Raw genomic sequence first — 18,425 nt, 5'->3', positions numbered from 1 at the left:
CCTGTCGGGCGCGTCACCGGACGGCTGCCCGGCGGTAGGCCCACGTCGCCACGGCCAGCGAGGCGACGCCGACAGCGGCGCAGACGCCCAGGTCGAGCAGGACGGCGGCCCAGTCGGGGTGGCCCCCGAAGGTCCGTGCGAGCGCCTCGACGCCGTAGGTCGAGGGCAGCAGATCACGCGCGTACTGTACGAATTCCGGCATCCGGTCGGCGGGGAGCACGCCGAGCAGCAGCGCTGCCGACATGCCCAACTGGCCGAGCAGTGTGGCGATTTCGGGCCGTGGCGCGAGCAGTCCGAGCGCGGCGCCGAGCCCGGACAGGGCGGCGCCGGCCAGTGGGATCACGGCGACGAGCACCCACAGGTGGGTCAGCGGCAGGTCGAACATGGCGCAGCCGACGACCCCGGTGATCACGGTGCCGGGCACGGTGAACGAGGCGTAGGCGCCCGCGGCGCCGAGCACCACGGATGCGGGGGGCACGGGCAGGGTCGCGTAGTGGTCGAGGCCGCCGTCCGCGCGCAGCTGTCCGAAGTACTGGGCGAGCAGGTTGAGCGCGACGAACGCGACGACCAGCACCGCGGAGCCGGCCACGACGGCCCGCGCCTCGCTGCCGCCCCGGTCGACCACACCGCGCATCAGGATCATGATCCCGATGGACTGGAAGGTCGCGACGAAGAGCAGCGGGATCCGGGCCACCCGGGCCCGTGAGAGCTGGGCCCGGTAGACCGCGGCGAGCGAGGGCAGGAACTTGGCCCGCGGCGCGAGCCCGTCCTCGGCGCTCACGGCCGACGGCGGTTGGTCTTCGGTGCGCTGCCGCAGAACCTCCGCGGATACGACACTCATGCCTTCACCAGGCCCTTCACGCTGCTGCGGCTCCCGCCGAGTGCCAAGTACACGTCTTCCAGGCTCGGGGTGGCGAGCGTGAAGTCGTCGAGATAGTCGAAGGCCGGGCCGCCGGTGACCGCGGCGACGGCCGAGCGGGCCTCGTCGGGCGCGAGCCTGAGCGACCAGCGCCGCCCGGCCTCCACGGCGTGCTCGCGCAGCCTGGCGACCTCGGGCAGCTGCGTCGGTGCCTCCTGGCGCCACAGCAGCTCGACCCTGACCTCGCCGGCGACGCGGTCCTTGAGCCCGGCCGGGGAGTCACAGGCGATGACCCGGCCCTCGTCGAGCACGGCGACGCGGTCGAGCACGGTCTCGGCCTCGATGACGTTGTGGGTGACCAGCAGGACGGTCGTCCCGCGCTCGGCCCGCCGCCGGTCCACGGCGGCCCAGACGGCACGCCGCGCGACGGGGTCCATGCCGGTCGTCGGCTCGTCGAGCACGAGCAGGGGCCGCTCGCCGACCAGCGCGGCGGCGAAACACGCGAGGCGCCGCTGCCCGCCGGAGAGCTTCTTCAGCGGGCGCGAGGCGAGCGGGGTGAGCCCCAGCTCCTCCAGTACGTCGTCGCGCTCGGCGCGGGCGTCCTTGAGGGGGAGCCCGCGCAGCCGTCCGGTGGTCTCGGCGGCGAGGGAGACGGTCAGCTCGTCGAGGGCGGTCGATTCCTGCCCGAGGTAGGCGAGGATCCGCGCGGCCCGCTCGGGGTGGCGCACGATGTCGTGCCCGAGGATGTGCACGCTGCCGGTGTCGGGCCGCATGAGCCCGGTGAGCTGCCGTACGAGCGTGGACTTGCCGGCTCCGTTGGGGCCGAGCAGGCCGAAGATCTCGCCGCGCCGGATGTCGAGCCGCACGTCGTCGGTGGCCCGTACTTGAGGGGTTCCGGGCGCTCCGCGCCGCCCGCGAGCGGCGGGATAGGTCTTGCTCAGACCCCGCACCGCGCACACGACAGCGTCCCGTTTATGGTCCGGGGCGGCATCATCGGTGCGCGTACTCACGAGGAACGAGAGTACGGGGTCCGGGCCGCCTCATTGCGCGCGGGGCCGGACATATTAGGCGGGCGGCCCGTCCGAGCTGCGGAAATGTCAGCTGCCCGCGGGCGCGTGCTCCGCGGTCCGCACATCGATCTCGCGCCAGAACCCGGCCCTGATCGCGTACCGGTCGTGCTCGTCGATCTGGTCGTCCTTGTGGGCCAGCAGCCCGAAGCGGGCCGCGTACCGGAGCAGCTCGCCGTCGATCCGGTGCGGCACCCGCGGATACATGGTCGACAGTTTCTGCAGCTCCACCTGCTCGCCGAGGCGTGCCATCCACCGGCGTGCGAACACCTGCCCCACCTCGTACGGGTCGCCGCTGACCGCGGTGATGTCCTCCTCGCGGTCGGCCCACCGCTGCTCCGCGGTGGTGAGCTGGGCGAGCGTGGGCAGGGATGCCGCCTCGGGGGGCTCACCGCCGCCTCCGGGGCCGCCGGGGCGCTCCGCCCACCCTTTGTCGGAGGACCAGCGCAGTGTCGCGTTCGCGGGGTGCTGTGCGGCTGTCCCGGCGACCGCGCCGGGTGCGCGCAGCGCGGCCAGGTCCTTCGGCGTGGGGACGCCCTTGGCGGCGCCTGTGCGGTCCTCCGCGTCATGCCCGGTCCGCGCGGCGGGCTCGTGCTGTACGGGCGGCGCGTCCGCGCCTTCGCTCACCGGGCGCCCTGCGCCGTGGGCCGACTCGGGCAGCGGCGCCGAGAGGATCGCGGCGATCTCGGGCCGTGGCACGGGCGGCGGGGCGCAGATCCCGCTGAGTTCCTTGGCACGGACGGCCTTGGTGATCCAGGTCCGGTCGAGCACGCGCCGCTCGTCGGCCTCGGCGACCAGGTCCTCGGACTGGTTGTAGTCGCCGTCGGCGGCCTGGACGGCCCACAGGTGGACGGCGACGCCGTGCTCCTTGGCGGCCATCATGCCGGGCAGCAGATCGCCGTCCCCGGTCACGAGGACCACGTCCGAGCAGGCGCGGTTGCGCGCGAGTTCGGTCAGCTCGGCGTGCATGGCCGCGTCCACGCCCTTCTGCGCCCAGCGTCCGTCGCTGCGGGTCAGGGCGCCGAGCCTGACGGTGACCCGGGGCATGACGCGCAGCCTGCGGTGTTCGGGCTGCGGGACGCGGTCGGGGGCGCCGTCGAACCAGTAGATGCGCAGCAGCTGGCGCTCGGTCTCGGCCTCGGCGCGTTCGCGCAGGCCCTGGATGAGGGCGGCGTGATCGACGTGGATCCGGGAGCGGGAGGGCTCGCCCGCGAGGAGGCTCGCGGCGGCCCCCAGGAGATATCCGGCATCCACCAGGACGATGCAACGGTCCACGCGATCCACCCTCTTTCGCCGACTTCCAACAGTCCGGACGCGCTCACGGGGCGGCGCCCGCGGGTTCGCTTCGGGTTTCCTTCGAGTCTGCCCGACCGCACGGGGGTTAACGGCCCGAACTCGATCTTCGGCGTGGCGGATGGCGTGAAGGTGGGACGGATACGCCCCGACACCCCTTGTCACACAGGGTAATTCCCCGAAATGCGCTCTTTAGGGCGCTATGTGAATCTGAATCCGACCCTGGCCCCTAGAGATCTCCCTTAGGAGGAAGATCATCATGGCCAAGAACAAGAACCGTAAGCAGGCTGCCGAGCAGAACCGCGCGTCGTCCGCGGACCAGGCGCCGGAGCAGTCCAAGTCGTCGTCGGCCCCGGACGCGGAGCCGTCGATGGAGTCGCAGATCATGGGCAACCCGTCGGACGTCGCCCGTAAGCACCAGCGCCGCTTCGGTCACAACTGACGCATCGCTTAAGGCATTTGGCACGTAGCGAGGGGCGCACCCCAGGATCCGGGGTGCGCCCCTCACGTACGTGATGCTCCGGGTCAGCCCGCCAGGCAGGCCGGGCCGAGCAGCACCTTGAGGTCGCCGTAGAGCGCCGGGTCCGGCTTCACGCGGTGCCGGTCGAGGCGCAGCACCGTGGTCTTGCGCGGGCCCTGGAGTTTGATCCGGACCTCGCTGTCGCCCCGGTGGTTGCTGAGGATCTCGCCGAGCCGGCTGATCATCGGCGGGGTGACCTTGAGCGCCGGGATGGTGAGGATCACCGGCGCGTTGGTGCCCGCGTTCGACAGGTCGGGGACCTGCATCTCCATGGCGACCAGGCGCGGTACGTCCTCGCGCTTGTCGAGGCGTCCCTTCACGAACACCACGGCGTCCTCGACGAGTTGGGTCGACACCAGCTGGTACGTCGCCGGGAAGAACATGCACTCGATGGAACCGGCGAGGTCCTCGACGGTGGCGATCGCCCAGGCGTTGCCCTGCTTGGTCATCTTGCGCTGCAGGCCCGAGATGATGCCGCCCACGGTGACGACGGCGCCGTCGGAGAAGTCACCGCCGGTCAGCTGGCCGATGCCCGCGTCCGCCTTGTCGGAGAGCACGTGCTCCAGGCCGAACAGCGGGTGGTCGGAGACGTACAGGCCGAGCATCTCCCGCTCCTGGGCGAGCAGATACGTCTTCTCCCACTCGTCGACGGAGAACTCGACGTCGAGCCCGAAGCCCGGCTCGCTGCTGTCCTCCTCGCCCATGCCGCCGAAGAGGTCGAACTGCCCCTCGGCTTCCTTCCTCTTCACCGCCACCACGTTGTCGATCATCGGCTCGTACTGCGCGGTGAGGCCCTTGCGGGTGTGCCCCATCGTGTCGAACGCGCCCGCCTTGATGAGGGATTCGGTGGTGCGCTTGTTGCAGGCGGCGGCCTCGACCTTGTCGAGGTAGTCGGGGAACGAGTCGAACTTCCCCTTCGCCTTGCGCGAGCGGATGATCGAATCCACCACGTTCGTACCGACGTTGCGGACGGCCTCCAGGCCGAAGAGGATCACGTCGTCGCCCTGGGCGGCGAAGTTGTGCACCGACTCGTTCACGTTCGGCGGGAGCACCCTGATGCCCATCCGACGGCACTCGTTGAGGTAGACCGCGGACTTGTCCTTGTCGTCCTTGACGGACGTGAGCAGCGCGGCCATGTACTCGGCCGGGTAGTTGGCCTTCAGGTACGCGGTCCAGTAGGTGACCAGGCCGTACGCGGAGGAGTGCGCCTTGTTGAACGCGTAGCCGGCGAACGGCACCAGGACGTCCCACAGGGCCTGGATCGCCGCGTCGGAGAACCCGTTCTTCTTCGCGCCCTCCTGGAACAGGACGAAGTTCTTCGCCAGTTCCTCGGGCTTCTTCTTGCCCATCACGCGGCGCAGGATGTCGGCCTCGCCGAGCGAGTAACCGGCGATGATCTGCGCGGCCTTCTGTACCTGCTCCTGGTACACGATGAGGCCGTAGGTCAGGCCGAGCGTCTCCTTCAGGGGCTCTTCGAGCTCCGGGTGGATCGGCGTGATCTCCTGCCGGCCGTTCTTGCGCTCGGCGTAGTTCGTGTGCGAGTTCATGCCCATCGGGCCCGGCCGGTACAGGGCCGAGACGGCGGAAATGTCCTCGAAGTTGTCGGGCTGCATCTGGCGCAGCAGCGAGCGCATCGGGCCGCCGTCGAACTGGAAGACGCCGAGGGTGTCACCGCGGCAGAGCAGTTCGAAGGTCTTCGGGTCGTCGAGCGGGAGCGAGAGCATCTCCAGGTCGATGCCCTTGCCCGCCCGCACCATCTTGACGGCGTCGTCCATGATGGTCAGGTTCCGCAGGCCCAGGAAGTCCATCTTGAGCAGCCCGAGCGACTCGCACTGCGGGTAGTCCCACTGCGTGATGGTGACGCCGTCGGTGTGCCGGGTCCAGAGCGGGGCGTGGTCGACGATCGGCTCGCTGGACATGATCACGCCGGCCGCGTGCACGCCCATCTGCCGGACCAGGCCCTCGACGCCCTTGGCGGTGTCGATGACCTTCTTGACGTCCGGCTCGTTCTCGTACATCCCGCGGATCTCTCCCGCCTCGCCGTAGCGCGGGTGCTGCGGGTCGGTGATGCCGGAGAGGTCGATGCCCTTGCCGAGGACGTCGGCGGGCATCGCCTTGGTGAGGCGGTCCCCCATCGCGTACGGGTAGCCGAGCACGCGCGCGGAGTCCTTGATCGCGTTCTTGGCCTTGATCTTGCCGTAGGTGCCGATCATGGCGACCTTGTCGGCGCCGTACTTCTCCGTCACGTACCGGATCACCTCGACGCGCCTGCGCTCGTCGAAGTCGATGTCGACATCGGGCATGGAGACGCGCTCGGGGTTGAGGAACCGCTCGAAGATCAGGCCGTGGGTGATCGGGTCGAGGTCGGTGATGCCCATGGCGTACGCGACGATCGAACCGGCCGCCGAACCACGCCCCGGGCCCACCGCGATGCCGTTGTTCTTGGCCCACATGATGAAGTCGGCGACGACCAGGAAGTACCCCGGGAACCCCATCTGGATGATGATGTCCATCTCGTACTCGGCCTGCTTCTGCCGGTCCTCGGGGACGCCGCCCGGGTAGCGGCGGTCCATGCCGACCCGGACCTCCTCCTGGAACCAGGTGACCTCCGTGAAGCCGTCCGGGATGTCGAACTTCGGCATGAGGTCACGCTTCTCGAACATGCCGGTGGTGTCGATCTGCTGCGCCACCAGGAGCGTGTTGCGGCAGCCCTCCTGCCAGGCGTCCGAGGAGTCGACGGCGTACATCTCCTCCGTGGACTTCAGGTAGTAGCCCGTCCCGTCGAACCGGAAGCGGTCCGGGTCGGAGAGGTTCTTGCCGGTCTGGATGCAGAGCAGGGCGTCGTGCGCGACGGACTCGTGCGCGTATGTGTAGTGCGAGTCGTTCGTCACCAGCGGCGGGATGCCGAGCTTCCTGCCGACCTCCAGGAGGCCGTCACGGACCCGGCGCTCGATCTCGATGCCGTGGTCCATCAGCTCCAGGAAGTACCGGTCCTTGCCGAAGATGTCCTGGTACTCGGAGGCCGCCTTCAGTGCCTCGTCGAACTGGCCGAGGCGAAGGCGCGTCTGCAGCTCACCGGAGGGACAGCCGGTGGAGGCGATCAGCCCCTCGGACCACTGGCTGATGGTCTCCTTGTCCATACGCGGCCACTTCTGCAGCCAGCCCTCGGCATACGCGTCCGAGGACAGCTTGAAGAGGTTGTGCAGGCCCGTGCTGTTCGCCGCCCAGATCGTCTTGTGGGTGTAACCACCCGAACCCGACACGTCGTCGCGCTTCTGGTGCGGCTGCCCCCACTGGATCTTGCGCTTGTTGCGCCGCGACTCCGGGGCGACGTAGGCCTCGATGCCGATGATCGGCGTGACGCCCGCCTTCTGGGCCGTGTGGAAGAAGTCGTACGCCCCGTGCAGGTTGCCGTGGTCGGACATCGCGATATGGGACATGCCCATCTCGTTGCACGCGTTGAACATGTCCTTCAGCCGCGCGGCACCGTCCAGCAGCGAGTACTGGGTGTGGACGTGCAGGTGCGTGAAGGGCGGCTTTGACACGGTTGGAGCTCCAATAGCGGTGGCACGGCGACGGGGGCGGGGGACAGCTTGGAAGTCTACGACCGGCGTGTGACAAGCGACGGGCACTCCGGAGTACGGTCAGGCGTTGGACGGGGCAGAACACCCGTCCTGTGTGTCACACAAGCCACGCACCACCTGTACCAGGAGGCACCCGGCGATGTCGGTCCCGCAGCCCACCGCTGAGCAGCGCGGCGAGGAAATCCTCGCCGTCTTCGACACCGCGTTCGGCGAGCTCCTCGCCGCGGACCCCGCCGCGTTCCGGGTCAAGTTCCGCAAGATGGCGGCCTCGGCGTTCGCGTTCTACCGCGGCACGGCGTGCCTCTTCTACGGCGACGTGGAGCGCGAGCAGCACGGCGGGCCGTACCTGGACGACCGCACCAGCCGGGTGTGGATCCACGGCGACCTGCACGCGGAGAACTTCGGCACGTACATGGACGCGACGGGCCGGTTGATCTTCAATGTGAACGACTTCGACGAGGCGTTCGTCGGCCCCTTCACCTGGGACCTCAAGCGCTTCGCCGCCTCCGTGGCGCTGATCGGCTACTCCAAGGCGCTGGGCGACGACCAGATCACCGACCTGGTGCGCACGTACGCGGAGGCCTACCGCGAGCGCATCCACGCGCTCGCCACGGGCGCCAAGAGCGACGAGGTGCCGCCCTTCTCCCTGGACACGGCCGACGGCCCGCTCCTGGACGCGCTGCGCGTGGCCCGCTCGCTGACCCGCTTCGGGCTGCTCGACTCCATGACGGAGATCCGCGACTTCGAGCGCCGGTTCACCGAGGGCGGCGGCTCCATCGAGCTGGACGCGGCGACGCGCTACAAGGTGCTCGCCGCGTTCGACGGCTACCTGGAGACGCTGCCGGAGTCGTCGCTGACGCGCCCGGACTCGTACCGCGTGAAGGACGTCGTCGGGCGCCGCGGCATCGGTATCGGCTCCGCGGGGCTCCCCTCGTACAACATCCTCCTCGAGGGCAACAGCGACGCCCTGGAGAACGATGTCGTGATCTACATGAAGCAGGGCCAGACCCCGGCCGTCTCCCGGCACATCACCGACCCGGCGATCCGCGACTACTTCCAGCACGAGGGCCACCGCACGGTCATCTCGCAGCGCGCCCTGCAGGCCCACGCCGACCCGTGGCTGGGCTGGACCGAGCTGGACGGATCGGGCCAGCTCGTCGCCGAGGTGTCGCCGTACGCGGTGGACCTGGACTGGGGCGACATCGACGACCCGGAGGAGATCACGGCGGTCGTCGCCGACCTCGGCCGGGCCACGGCCGCGATGCACGCGGCGGCGGACGACCTCTCCGGCCAGTCCCTCGTGCCGTTCTCCACCGAGCGCGCCATCGACGCGGCGATCGCCGCCGACGAGGACGGCTTCGCGGGCCTGCTGGTCGACTTCGCGCACTCCTACGGGGCACGCGCGCGTGCGGACCACCAGATCTTCGTGGACCTGTTCCGCAACGGCCGGATCCCGGGCCTGTAACGCACAGGCACCCTTTAGGCACCGCCTACAGGAAGCCATGGCACACTCCTCCGCGATGGACGACATATCAGGGGCCGTTTCCGGGGCCCAGCTCAGAGCCGTGCGCGCGGCACTGTTCACGACGCTCGTCGTGACGCTCTCCGCCGCGTCGCACGTCCTGCTGTCCCGGGCCCCGCTGCCGCTCACGACGGTCGCCGCGATCGCCGTCGCCGTCTTCGTGATCGCGTACGCGCTGGCCGGCCGTGAACGCGGCTTCGGCCGGATCGCGGCGCTGCTCGTGCCGCTGGAGCTGGCCGCCGACACGGTCTTCACCACCGGCCAGCACGTCTGTTACGGCGAAGCGGGCGGCCCCGTCGCCGGTCCCCTGCGCTCGTTCGGCTTCGACGTGCTGTGCGGCGGGACCGTCGGCACGCCGCTGGCCCGGATGACCGGCGGCACGACCGACGAGGCCGCCGCCCTGCTCGCCCACAGCGACCCGGCGGCGTCCTGGCTGCTGCTCGGCGCGCACGTCACGGTCGGGCTGCTCGCGGCCGGCTGGCTGCGCCGCGGCGAACAGGCCCTGGCCCAACTGCTGCGCGCGGTGGCCGCGTTCGCGTTCCGCCCGCTGCTGATCGCCTTCGCCACGGTCGCCGTCGACCGGGAGCCGGCCCTGAAGCGGCCACGCCCCGCCGCCCGCGTACGGGTCGCCCGCACGCGCCTCCAGTTGCACTCCGTGGGACGGCGCGGACCGCCGTGCCTGGCTGCCTGAGCCTGAGCACGACAGCCCCCCGAACACCTTTCACGAACCCACGGAGCAACAGATCATGAGCAAGCGCAACAGCCAGACGGCGAAGACGGCGGCCCGCGAGCGGCTGCGGGTCGAGCGCGAGCGCCAGGCCAAGAAGGACAAGGCGAAGCGCCAGGCGATCGTCGCCGGCTCCATCGTCGCCGTCCTGGCGATAGCCGGCGTCGCCAGCTACCTGGTGATGCAGGGCAACAAGCCCTCCTACTGGGAGGCCGCGAAGGACGACGCGCTGGTCGCGCCGAAGAACACCAGCGGCAAGAACAACACCACGGTGGTCCTCGGCAAGGACTCGGCCAAGAAGACGATCATCGCGTACGAGGACTCGCGCTGCCCGGTCTGCGCCGCCTTCGAGCAGGCGGTCGGCCCGACGCTCAAGAAGGACCTGGACGCCGGCAAGTACAAGATCCAGTACGTCGGCGCCACCTTCCTCGACACCAACCTCCAGGGCGAGGGCTCGAAGAACGCGCTGAGCGCGCTGGGTGCCGCCCTGAACGTGTCGAAGGACGCCTTCTGGGACTACAAGGAGGCGATGTACTCCACGAAGTGGCACCCCGAGGAGACCACCGACAAGTTCAAGGACGACTCCTACCTCATCAAGATCGCGAACACCGTCCCGGCGCTGAAGAACGACAAGACCTTCCAGAAGGACGTCAAGGACGGCACCTTCGACAAGTGGGCCCTGGAGATGTCGAAGGGCTTCGACGACAACAAGTACGGGGTCCAGGGCACTCCGGCCTTCGTCCTCGACGGCAAGAAGATCACCGGCTCGGACGGCGACAACGCGCCGAACACGGCCGACGGCTGGAACAGCGCGGTGGACAAGGCCCTCAAGGGCTGACCCCGCGGTTCCGCTAGAGCGTCTCCAGGAAGCCGAGTGCCACCCGCCAGGTGGCCTCGGCGGCCTCCGCGTCGTAGTCGGGCAGATCGGGGTCGGTGTAGATGTGGCCGGCCCCGGCGTACCGGTAGACCTCCACGTCCGCGCCCGCGCGTCCCATCTGCAGGTACCAGGCGGTCAGCCAGTCGTCCGTCTCGAACGGGTCGGGCTCGGCGACGTGCAGCTGGACCGGCAGCCCGTCCACCGACGCGTTCGCCGCGAGGTCGGACGTGCCGTGCAGGAGCAGCAGGCCCTTCGCGTTGTCGTCGCCGAGGGCGAGGGTCTGCGCGGTCGCGGCGCCGAACGAGAATCCCGCGTACACGAGCCCTCGGTCGGAGTAGGGCGCGGCGGCCAGTACGGCGCGCTTGAGCAGCTCGTCCTTGCCGAGCTCGTCCCGGTGGGCCATGCCCTCCTCGACGGTGTCGAAGGTGCGGCCCTCGAAGAGATCCGGGGTCCACACCTCGTGCCCGGCGCCGCGCAGCCGGTCGGCCGCGGCCTCCACGGCGGGCCGCAGTCCGTACGTGGAGTGGAAAAGCATGATGTTCATGGGGCCCATGGTGCCAGGAACGCCACAGGTTAGAGGCAGCCGATCCCGGTTACCGTCGAGACATGGAGAACGTACTGCGCCCGCTGATCGTTGTCGGTGGCTCGGTCGTGCTCACACTCCTCCTCGGGTGGGCCGTCGACCGTCTGCTGCAACGCACCGACCGACGCCACCACGAGACTCCGCTGTGGGGACTGCTGCGCCGCTGCCGCCTGCCGTTCCAGTTCGTGCTCTGCGCGGCGCTGCTGAGAGGGTCCTACGATCAGGCGAAGATCACCAAGGAGCACTCCGCCGGAGTGGGCCAGACGCTGAGTCTGGTCCTGATCGGCGCCACGGCCTGGCTGATCGTGCGGATCGCCACCGCGATCGTCGAGTCGTCCTACGCCCGCTACGCCACCAGCCACCGCGACGCGGCCCGGGTCCGCCGGGTACGCACCCAGGTCACCCTGATACAGCGCATCGTCATCGCGGTCGTGGGCGTGGTGGCGATCTCCGCGATGCTGCTGACGTTCCCCGCGTTCAAGGCCGCCGGCGCCTCGCTGCTGGCCTCGGCGGGCATCCTGGGCATCGTCGCCGGTGTCGCCGCGCAGTCGACGCTCGGCAACCTCTTCGCGGGGTTCCAGATCGCGTTCGGCGACATGGTGCGGATCGGTGACACCGTCGTGGTGGACGGCGAGTGGGGCACCATCGAGGAGATCACCCTCACGTTCCTCGCCGTACGCACCTGGGACGATCGCCGGATCACGATGCCTGTGTCGTACTTCACGTCGAAGCCGTTCGAGAACTGGTCGCGCGGCGGCTCCCAGATGAGCGGCACCGTCTTCTTCCACCTCGACCACAGTGCCCCCGTGCCGTTGATGCGCGAGAAGCTGCACGACATCCTGCTCGACAGCGCCGCCTGGGACGGCCGTGACTGGAGCCTGGCCGTCACGGACAGCACGCCGAGCACGATGGAGGTGCGCGCCGTGGTCACGGCCAAGGACGCGGACGACATCTGGACGGTCCGGGTCGCGGTCCGTGAGCAGCTGCTCCGCTGGCTGACCGAGCAGCATCCGTACGCGCTGCCGCGGATCAACACGGCGACGGCCCTGATCGCCCCGGAGGACATGGCGACGTCCGTCCCGGACCACATGCTCATGCACAACGGCCGCGCCCCGCGAACCGGCCGCGGCTGACCTCCCGGGACGTCAGCGCCCCAGCGCCTCCCCGCCGTTGACCTGGATGATCTGCGCGGTGACGTGCCGGGCCTCCGGCGACGCCAGCCAGGTCAGCGTGGCGGCGATGTCGTCGGGCGAGCCGGCCCGTCCCGTCGGGATGGCGCCGACCCGGCGCCCGTACTCCTCCTCGGACATCTCGCGCCCGAAGAACCCGGTGTCCTCGACGTAGCCGGGCGCGACCGCGTTGACGGTGATGCCGCGCGGCCCGAGCGCCTTGGCCAGATCGAAGGTGTACGGGTGCAGGGCCGCCTTGGATCCGCCGTACGCACCGGTGCCGGAGCCGCGCACGGCGGCGATGGAGGAGAGGAAGAGGACCCGGCCGCCCGGCGAGGCGAGGTGCTCGCGCAGCGCCTCGGTCAGCAGGACCGAAGTGAGCGTGTTGATACGGAAGTTGGCGGTCCACTCGTGCGCGACGGCGTCGAGCGGGTCGTCCCCGTCCTCACCCCCCGGCTCCAGCGCGCCGAGCCCGCCGGCGCTGTGCACCAGCACGTCGACCGTGCCGCCGAACGCGTCGAGGGCGAAGTCGGCGGCGCCGCGCGCCCCTTGGACCGTACTCAGATCGGCGGCGAACGTCAGGGCGCCCGGCACCCCGGCCTTGTCGAGAACGTCAGCCCGCCGCCCGAGCAGCAGGACCCGGTCTCCCCCGGCGGCGAAGGCCTGGGCCGCCGCGAGCCCGATTCCCGTACCACCACCGGTGATCACTATGTTGCGTGCCATGGGCCCGAGCGTAGGTGTTAAAGCACACTCGAAGCCGAGCAAGCCCCTCCGGCGATTGAGGAGCGGGGTCCGGGGCGGAGCCCCGTGGCCTCAGCAGGTATACCGGTCACGCTCCACCGCGTACAGGTGACTGTTCCTGGACCGCGGCATCACGCAGCCCGGCGACCGAAAACGCCCCGCAGGGCTACCGCAGGCTGCGCACATCCAGCTGCCGCAGCACCCGGTCGACGACCTCGGGGTCGGCCCCGGGCTCGCTGCGTGCGGCCAGCACCTCGTGCCGGGCCGCCGACAGCATCTCGTTCTGGATCCGCCGCACCCGCTTGATCCGGGCGAATCGTGCCTGCGTCGACCGCCGCTCCTCCGCGCCCATCTCCGGGTTGATGCGCAGCCCGATGTCGTACGCCCGCCGCAGCATCTGCTCCTGCACCTCCTCCGGCAGCTCCTCGACCTCCTCGATCTCCTTGAGGCGTCGCTTCGCCGCCTTCGCGGCGCGCAGCGCGAGCTGCTTCTCGTACTCCACCTCGACCTCGGTGTCGGCCGTCACCTTCAGCTTCTTCACGAGCCAGGGCAGGCTGAGACCCTGGAGGATCAGGGTCGTCATGATGACTCCGAAGGCGATGAAGACGATCTCGTCCCGTTTCGGGAAGGGGGACTTGTCGTCCATGGTCAGTGGGATGGCGAGGGCCAGGGCCACCGAGGCCACGCCGCGCATCCCCGCCCACCACATGATCACGGTCTCCCGCCAGCTCACCGGGATCTCCTCGGCGATGTCGCGCCGCGCGTGCAGCCGCTGGGTCACCCAGGTCATCGGCATCAGCCACAACAGGCGTACGACGATGACGACCGCGACGACGGCGGCCGCCCAGCCGAGCATCTCGCCCCAGTGGCCCTCCGCGGTCCGTACGACGTTGTGCACTTCCAGGCCGATGAGCCCGAAGGCGACACCCGTGACGAGGGTGTCGACGACGTCCCAGAAAGCGCGGCCGGTCAGCCGCGTGAGCACGTCGTCGGCGTCGAAGGCGCGCTCGGCCAGGAACATGGCGACGGTGAGGACGGCGAGCACACCCGAGCCCTTGAGCTCCTCGGCCAGCACGTAGGAGGCGTACGGGACCAGGAGCGTGAGGCCGATCTGGAGGGTGGCGTCGCCGAGGTAGGCCATGAGCCGGTTGGCGGCCCAGCCGAGTCCGACACCGACGGCGACGGCCACGACCGCGGACAGGACCAGTTCGAGCGCGGCGTGCGGCAGCGAGAAACTGCCGCTGACGGCCGCGGCGATCGCGACGTGGTAGAGCGTGATCGCGGTCACGTCGTTGAACAGGCCCTCGCCCTCCAGGATCGACACCAACCGCCGGGGCAGGCCGAGTTGACCGGCGACGGCGGTCGCGGCGACCGGGTCGGGCGGCGCCACGAGCGCGCCGAGCGCGACGGCGGCGGCGATCGGCAGGCCCGGCACGACCGCGTTCGCGACGACGGCGACCGCGGCCGTGGTGACGAAGACGAGCGCGACGGCCAGCAGGAAGATGGGCCGTCTATTGGCCGCGAACTGCCGCCAGGAGGTGCGGTGCACGGCCGCGTAGAGGAGGGGAGGCAGAACCAGCGGAAGGATCAGGTCCGGTGGGATGTCGACGTTCGGCACGGCGCGGATCAGGGCCAGAACGATGCCGAGCAGCGTCATCAGGACGGGCGCGGGCAGCTTGAGCCGGTCGCCGAGCGGCACGCTCAGGACGGCCCCGAGCAACAGCACGAACAGCAGGGCCAATTGCTCCACGGGCACTCCGACCAGAGTCGACGATCAAGGACGTTCCGGCCTCAAGAGTGCCACGCGTATCCGGGCAAACCGCCTTTCGGCACATCGTGCCCGGCCCACCACCGACCCCGTCAGGGGGCGCGGGGAACCCACTGCGCGACCAGCCCCGCCGACGAGCCCCTGGCGTACGACCTGCTCCAAGAAACGGGCGAGCGACCTCAGCCCAGACTCTTCCGCATGGCCCGGTGCGGAATACCGGCGTCCGGGAACTCGGGCCCGTACACCACGTACCCGAGCCGCTCGTAAAAGCCCAGCGCATGCGTCTGCGCATGGAGATCGACCGCGGCGACCCCGCGCTCGCGAGCCGCGTCCTCGATGGCCCGCACCAGAGCCGCGCCCACGCCCAGCCCCCGGGCGGCCTTCGCCACGGCCAGCCGTCCCAGCGCCCCAACGTCCGCCGCCCCGCCGTTCTTCACAGCGGCGGCGGCGCCGGTCAGCAGCCTGCCGGTGCCGAGCGGCACCCCGTCCTCACGGACCGCCAGCACATGCACGGCCCCGGCGTCGTACTCGTCGTACTCGAGGTCCTCGGGAACGTTCTGCTCACCGACGAAGACGTCCTTGCGCACGGCGAAGCAGGACGCCCGGTCCGCTTCGGTCGTGGCCTCACGCACGACATAGGCGTCGGCGCTCACTCGCTCTCCGCACGGACCCGGTCGAGCGCGGTCTGCAGGTCCTCGGGGTAATCGCTCTCGAACTCGACCCACCGACCGTCGGCCGGGTGCTCGAAACCGAGCCGCACCGCGTGGAGCCACTGCCTTGTGAGGCCGAGCCGCTTGGCGAGCGTCGGGTCGGCGCCGTACGTCAGGTCGCCGACACAGGGGTGCCGGTGCGCGGACATGTGCACGCGGATCTGGTGCGTGCGGCCCGTCTCCAGCTTGATGTCCAGCAAGGAGGCGGCCCGGAACGCCTCGATGAGGTCGTAGTGGGTGACCGAGGGCTTGCCCTCCGCCGTCACGGCCCACTTGTAGTCGTGGTTCGGGTGGCGCCCGATCGGTGCGTCGATGGTGCCGCTCATCGGGTCGGGGTGGCCCTGCACGAGCGCGTGGTAGCGCTTGTCGGGCACGCGCTCCTTGAACTGGCGCTTCAGCGACGTGTACGCACGCTCGGACTTGGCGACGGCCATCAGACCGGAGGTGCCCACGTCGAGGCGGTGCACGATGCCCTGCCGTTCGGCGGCACCGGACGTGGAGATCCGGTACCCGGCGGCGGCGAGGCCGCCGATCACGGTCGTCCCGGTCCAGCCGGGGCTCGGGTGGGCGGCGACGCCGACGGGCTTCTTGATGACCACGATGTCGTCGTCGTCGTGCACGATCTCCATGCCCTCGACGGGCTCGGCGACGATCTGCACCGGAGCGGGCGCCTGCGGCATCTCCACTTCCAGCAAGGCCCCGCCGTGCACCCGCTCGGACTTGCCCACGACCGAACCGTCCACCGTGACCTTCCCGGCGGCGGCGAGCTCGGCGGCCTTGGTGCGGGAGAAGCCGAGCATGCGGGAGATGGCGGCGTCGACGCGCTCGCCCTCCAGGCCGTCGGGCACGGGCAGGGTTCGGATCTCGGGAATGGTGCTCACGCATCGAGTATGCAGGAGCGCACCGACAGCCCCGCACCACAGCCCCCGCGCAGGGGCCCGGTGGATCAGTCCTTGTGGACGGTCCCGTCCGGGTCGATCCCGCGGAAGGACAGCAGAACGATCAGGATGCCGCCGCACACGATCGCTGAGTCGGCGAGGTTGAAGACCGGATAGTTCTTCGGCGCGATGAAGTCGACGACAGCGCCCTCGAAGATGCCCGGTGTGCGGAAGATCCGGTCGGTGAGGTTGCCGAGCGCCCCGCCGAGCAGCAGTCCGAGCGCGATCGCCCAGGGCGTGCTGTAGAGCTTCTTCGCCAGGCGTGCGATGACGACGATCACCGCCGCCGCGATCAGCGTGAAGACGATCGTGAAGGCCTCGCCGATGCCCCAGGCGGCCCCGGGGTTGCGGATCACCTCCAGCTGCAGCCAGTCACCGAGGATCCGGATGGAGTCACGGTGCTCCAGCTTCGCGACCACGGCCAGCTTGCTGCCCAGGTCCAGGGCGTACGCCAGCGCGGCCACGGCGAACAGCACAGCGATGCGCCGCCTGCCCGTGGTCCGCCCGGCGACGGCCTCGTCGGCCGGCGAGGCCGTCCCCGAGTCGGCCCCGTCGGCCTTCTCCGGCTCCGCTGCCCCCGCCTCGGGGGAATCCGGCGTACCGATGATGCGCTCCGCCTCTGCCACGTGAGTCCCTCAACCTAGGTACCTGACTGGGGACGAGAATACGGCACACGCGCGCGGCGCCCCGTGGACGGTGCGGCACCGGGCGTTCAGTAACGGCGCTCCTGCTGCTGCTTGCACTCCACGCAGAGGGTCGCCCGCGGAAAGGCCTGCATACGCGCCTTGCCGATGGGGTTCCCGCAGTTCTCGCAGAGCCCGTACGTACCGGCGTCCAGACGCTCCAGGGCCCGCTCGGTCTGCAGCAGCATCTCCCGCGCGTTGGCGGCCAGCGACATCTCGTGCTCGCGCGTGATGTTCTTCGTCCCGGTGTCGGCGTCGTCGTCCCCGGCCCCGTCCCCCGAGTCGCGCATCAGGCCCGCGAGCCCCTCCTCCGACGCCTCGATCTCGCTCCCCAGCCGGAGCGCCTCGCTCTGCAGCTCGGCGCGCGCCTCCTCGACCTCTTCCGGGGTCCAGGGGTCCTCGCCCGGCCGGACGGCCAGCTCACCGGGGGCCACGGCCGACACCCGCGCCTTGGGAACCGCGCCGGGCTTCTTCGCCGCCGTGGCCGTGCCCTGAGTCTTCTTCGCAACCACTGTCGTGGCTCCCGTCGTCTTCGCGGCCTCAGCCGCGCCCTCGGTGGCATCGGCCCTGCCCTCGGCCGTACCGGCTGCCTTCTTGGCCGTACCGGCCGCCTTCTTGGTCGTACCGGCGGCCTTCTTGGCTGTCCCAGCCGCCTTCTTGGCCGCACCGGCCGCCTTCTTCGTCGTACTGGCCGCCTTCTTGGCCGGCGTCGCTTTCTTGGTCGTACGCGCCTTCATGTCCGCCGTGTCCTCGGCGGCCTCGCCGGAGGCACCCGCGCCCGTGGTTCTGCCGGACGTCGACTGCTGAACGGCGGTCTTTTTCGCCACCATGGCCGCGGCCCCTTCACATATTGTGATCTTGCACGCGAATCGTGCTGGGACGATAAATCGGCGCCAGGTCCGCGGCAACGGGGCGAGAGGCCCGATCCGGCGTTCTCGCGCCCCCCGCGCGACGGATCTGCAAGCGTTGTGCCCCGCTCCCCGCCTGGTAATCCGCCCGGGAATCCCGCGCCCGCCCGCCCACGGCCCGCCCGTCCCGCGCCCGCCGGTCGACCAGCCGGGATCAGTCACCGTACGTATCGCCATTCGGGTCACCACGCGCAGTCGCCCGCCGCGCCCCCGGCCCCCGCGGAAATCGGTCGGCCGCCCTCCGTCCGGCGCCGTACACTGGGCGGAGCGAGAAGCGTGGATGGGGCCGAGTAGCGGCGTACGCAGCCAAGAGCGATCCGGGGTCGGTGGAAGCCCGGAGGCGAGCGCGGAGCGAAGATCACCCCGGAGCCGCCGGAAGAACGTCGCAGTGCGTGCGCAGCGGCCAGTAGACCCGGCATCGCGACCCCAATGAGGGGGCTCACCGGAGCACACCAGGCACCGGCGGGCCAAGGAGG

General features: G+C 70.3%; 16 protein-coding genes. 5 read left to right on the top strand and 11 right to left on the bottom strand.

Going from position 1 to position 18,425, the window contains the following annotated elements:
• Positions 1-13: 13 nt before the first annotated feature.
• From ACIREE_RS16090 to ACIREE_RS16080, 3 genes are all read right to left on the bottom strand, one after another.
• Positions 14-841, bottom strand: coding sequence for an ABC transporter permease (locus tag ACIREE_RS16090; RefSeq protein WP_404151530.1), 828 nt, complete (start codon positions 839-841; stop codon positions 14-16).
• Positions 838-1,818, bottom strand: a complete 981-nt coding sequence (locus ACIREE_RS16085; RefSeq protein ID WP_404152297.1) for an ABC transporter ATP-binding protein — start codon at positions 1,816-1,818, stop codon at positions 838-840. Before ACIREE_RS16085 ends, ACIREE_RS16090 begins: the two co-directional genes overlap by 4 nt.
• A gap of 138 nt (positions 1,819-1,956) precedes the next feature.
• Positions 1,957-3,201, bottom strand: a complete 1,245-nt coding sequence (locus tag ACIREE_RS16080; protein ID WP_404151527.1) for an NYN domain-containing protein — start codon at positions 3,199-3,201, stop codon at positions 1,957-1,959.
• 277 nt (positions 3,202-3,478) lie between these two features.
• On the opposite strand from ACIREE_RS16080, the gene ACIREE_RS16075 reads away from it, so the two are divergent.
• Positions 3,479-3,661, top strand: coding sequence for a hypothetical protein (locus ACIREE_RS16075; RefSeq protein ID WP_404151524.1), 183 nt, complete (start codon positions 3,479-3,481; stop codon positions 3,659-3,661).
• Positions 3,662-3,744: 83 nt separating this feature from the next.
• On the opposite strand, the gene dnaE is transcribed toward ACIREE_RS16075, so the two are convergent.
• Positions 3,745-7,284: a DNA polymerase III subunit alpha gene (gene dnaE, locus ACIREE_RS16070; RefSeq protein ID WP_404151522.1), complete on the bottom strand. Its 3,540-nt coding sequence runs from the start codon at positions 7,282-7,284 to the stop codon at positions 3,745-3,747.
• A 178-nt stretch (positions 7,285-7,462) separates the two neighbouring features.
• Between dnaE and ACIREE_RS16065 the strand changes: the two genes are divergently transcribed.
• Genes ACIREE_RS16065 through ACIREE_RS16055 form a run of 3 tightly spaced genes read left to right on the top strand, consistent with a single transcriptional unit; the run spans position 7,463 to position 10,410 of the window.
• The gene (locus ACIREE_RS16065; protein WP_404151519.1) at positions 7,463-8,788 is read left to right on the top strand and encodes a DUF2252 domain-containing protein; all 1,326 of its coding nucleotides are present in this window, start codon (positions 7,463-7,465) and stop codon (positions 8,786-8,788) included.
• A gap of 55 nt (positions 8,789-8,843) precedes the next feature.
• Positions 8,844-9,536, top strand: a complete 693-nt coding sequence (locus tag ACIREE_RS16060; protein WP_404151516.1) for a hypothetical protein — start codon at positions 8,844-8,846, stop codon at positions 9,534-9,536.
• Positions 9,537-9,591: 55 nt separating this feature from the next.
• Positions 9,592-10,410, top strand: coding sequence for a thioredoxin domain-containing protein (locus ACIREE_RS16055; RefSeq protein WP_404151513.1), 819 nt, complete (start codon positions 9,592-9,594; stop codon positions 10,408-10,410).
• Between the two features lie 13 nt (positions 10,411-10,423).
• On the opposite strand, the gene ACIREE_RS16050 is transcribed toward ACIREE_RS16055, so the two are convergent.
• Positions 10,424-10,993, bottom strand: a complete 570-nt coding sequence (locus ACIREE_RS16050) for a dienelactone hydrolase family protein (protein WP_404151510.1) — start codon at positions 10,991-10,993, stop codon at positions 10,424-10,426.
• Between the two features lie 62 nt (positions 10,994-11,055).
• On the opposite strand from ACIREE_RS16050, the gene ACIREE_RS16045 reads away from it, so the two are divergent.
• A complete protein-coding gene (locus tag ACIREE_RS16045; protein ID WP_404151507.1) occupies positions 11,056-12,165 on the top strand; it encodes a mechanosensitive ion channel family protein in 1,110 nt (369 codons plus the stop codon).
• Between the two features lie 12 nt (positions 12,166-12,177).
• Here ACIREE_RS16045 and ACIREE_RS16040 read toward each other — a convergent pair whose 3' ends face one another.
• The 6 genes from ACIREE_RS16040 to ACIREE_RS16015 form a co-directional block, all read right to left on the bottom strand.
• Complete coding sequence (locus ACIREE_RS16040) at positions 12,178-12,924, bottom strand: SDR family NAD(P)-dependent oxidoreductase (RefSeq protein ID WP_404151504.1); 747 nt, start codon at positions 12,922-12,924, stop codon at positions 12,178-12,180.
• Positions 12,925-13,108: 184 nt separating this feature from the next.
• The gene (locus tag ACIREE_RS16035; protein WP_404151501.1) at positions 13,109-14,692 is read right to left on the bottom strand and encodes a Na+/H+ antiporter; all 1,584 of its coding nucleotides are present in this window, start codon (positions 14,690-14,692) and stop codon (positions 13,109-13,111) included.
• 197 nt (positions 14,693-14,889) lie between these two features.
• Positions 14,890-15,363, bottom strand: a complete 474-nt coding sequence (locus ACIREE_RS16030; protein ID WP_404151498.1) for a GNAT family N-acetyltransferase — start codon at positions 15,361-15,363, stop codon at positions 14,890-14,892.
• Positions 15,360-16,301, bottom strand: coding sequence for an RluA family pseudouridine synthase (locus tag ACIREE_RS16025; protein WP_404151495.1), 942 nt, complete (start codon positions 16,299-16,301; stop codon positions 15,360-15,362). Before ACIREE_RS16025 ends, ACIREE_RS16030 begins: the two co-directional genes overlap by 4 nt.
• A 65-nt stretch (positions 16,302-16,366) precedes the next feature.
• Positions 16,367-16,984 (bottom strand): signal peptidase II, encoded by a 618-nt coding sequence (gene lspA, locus ACIREE_RS16020; RefSeq protein ID WP_404151493.1) that lies wholly within the window; start codon positions 16,982-16,984, stop codon positions 16,367-16,369.
• An 86-nt stretch (positions 16,985-17,070) separates the two neighbouring features.
• Entirely contained in the window at positions 17,071-17,871 is an 801-nt protein-coding gene (locus ACIREE_RS16015; RefSeq protein ID WP_404151490.1) for a TraR/DksA family transcriptional regulator, read from the bottom strand.
• Positions 17,872-18,425 lie beyond the last annotated feature (554 nt).

The sequence above is a fragment of the Streptomyces sp. NPDC102467 genome (assembly GCF_044765445.1).
Classification (GTDB): domain Bacteria; phylum Actinomycetota; class Actinomycetes; order Streptomycetales; family Streptomycetaceae; genus Streptomyces.
This window is presented reverse-complemented; position numbering and strand designations above follow the sequence as displayed.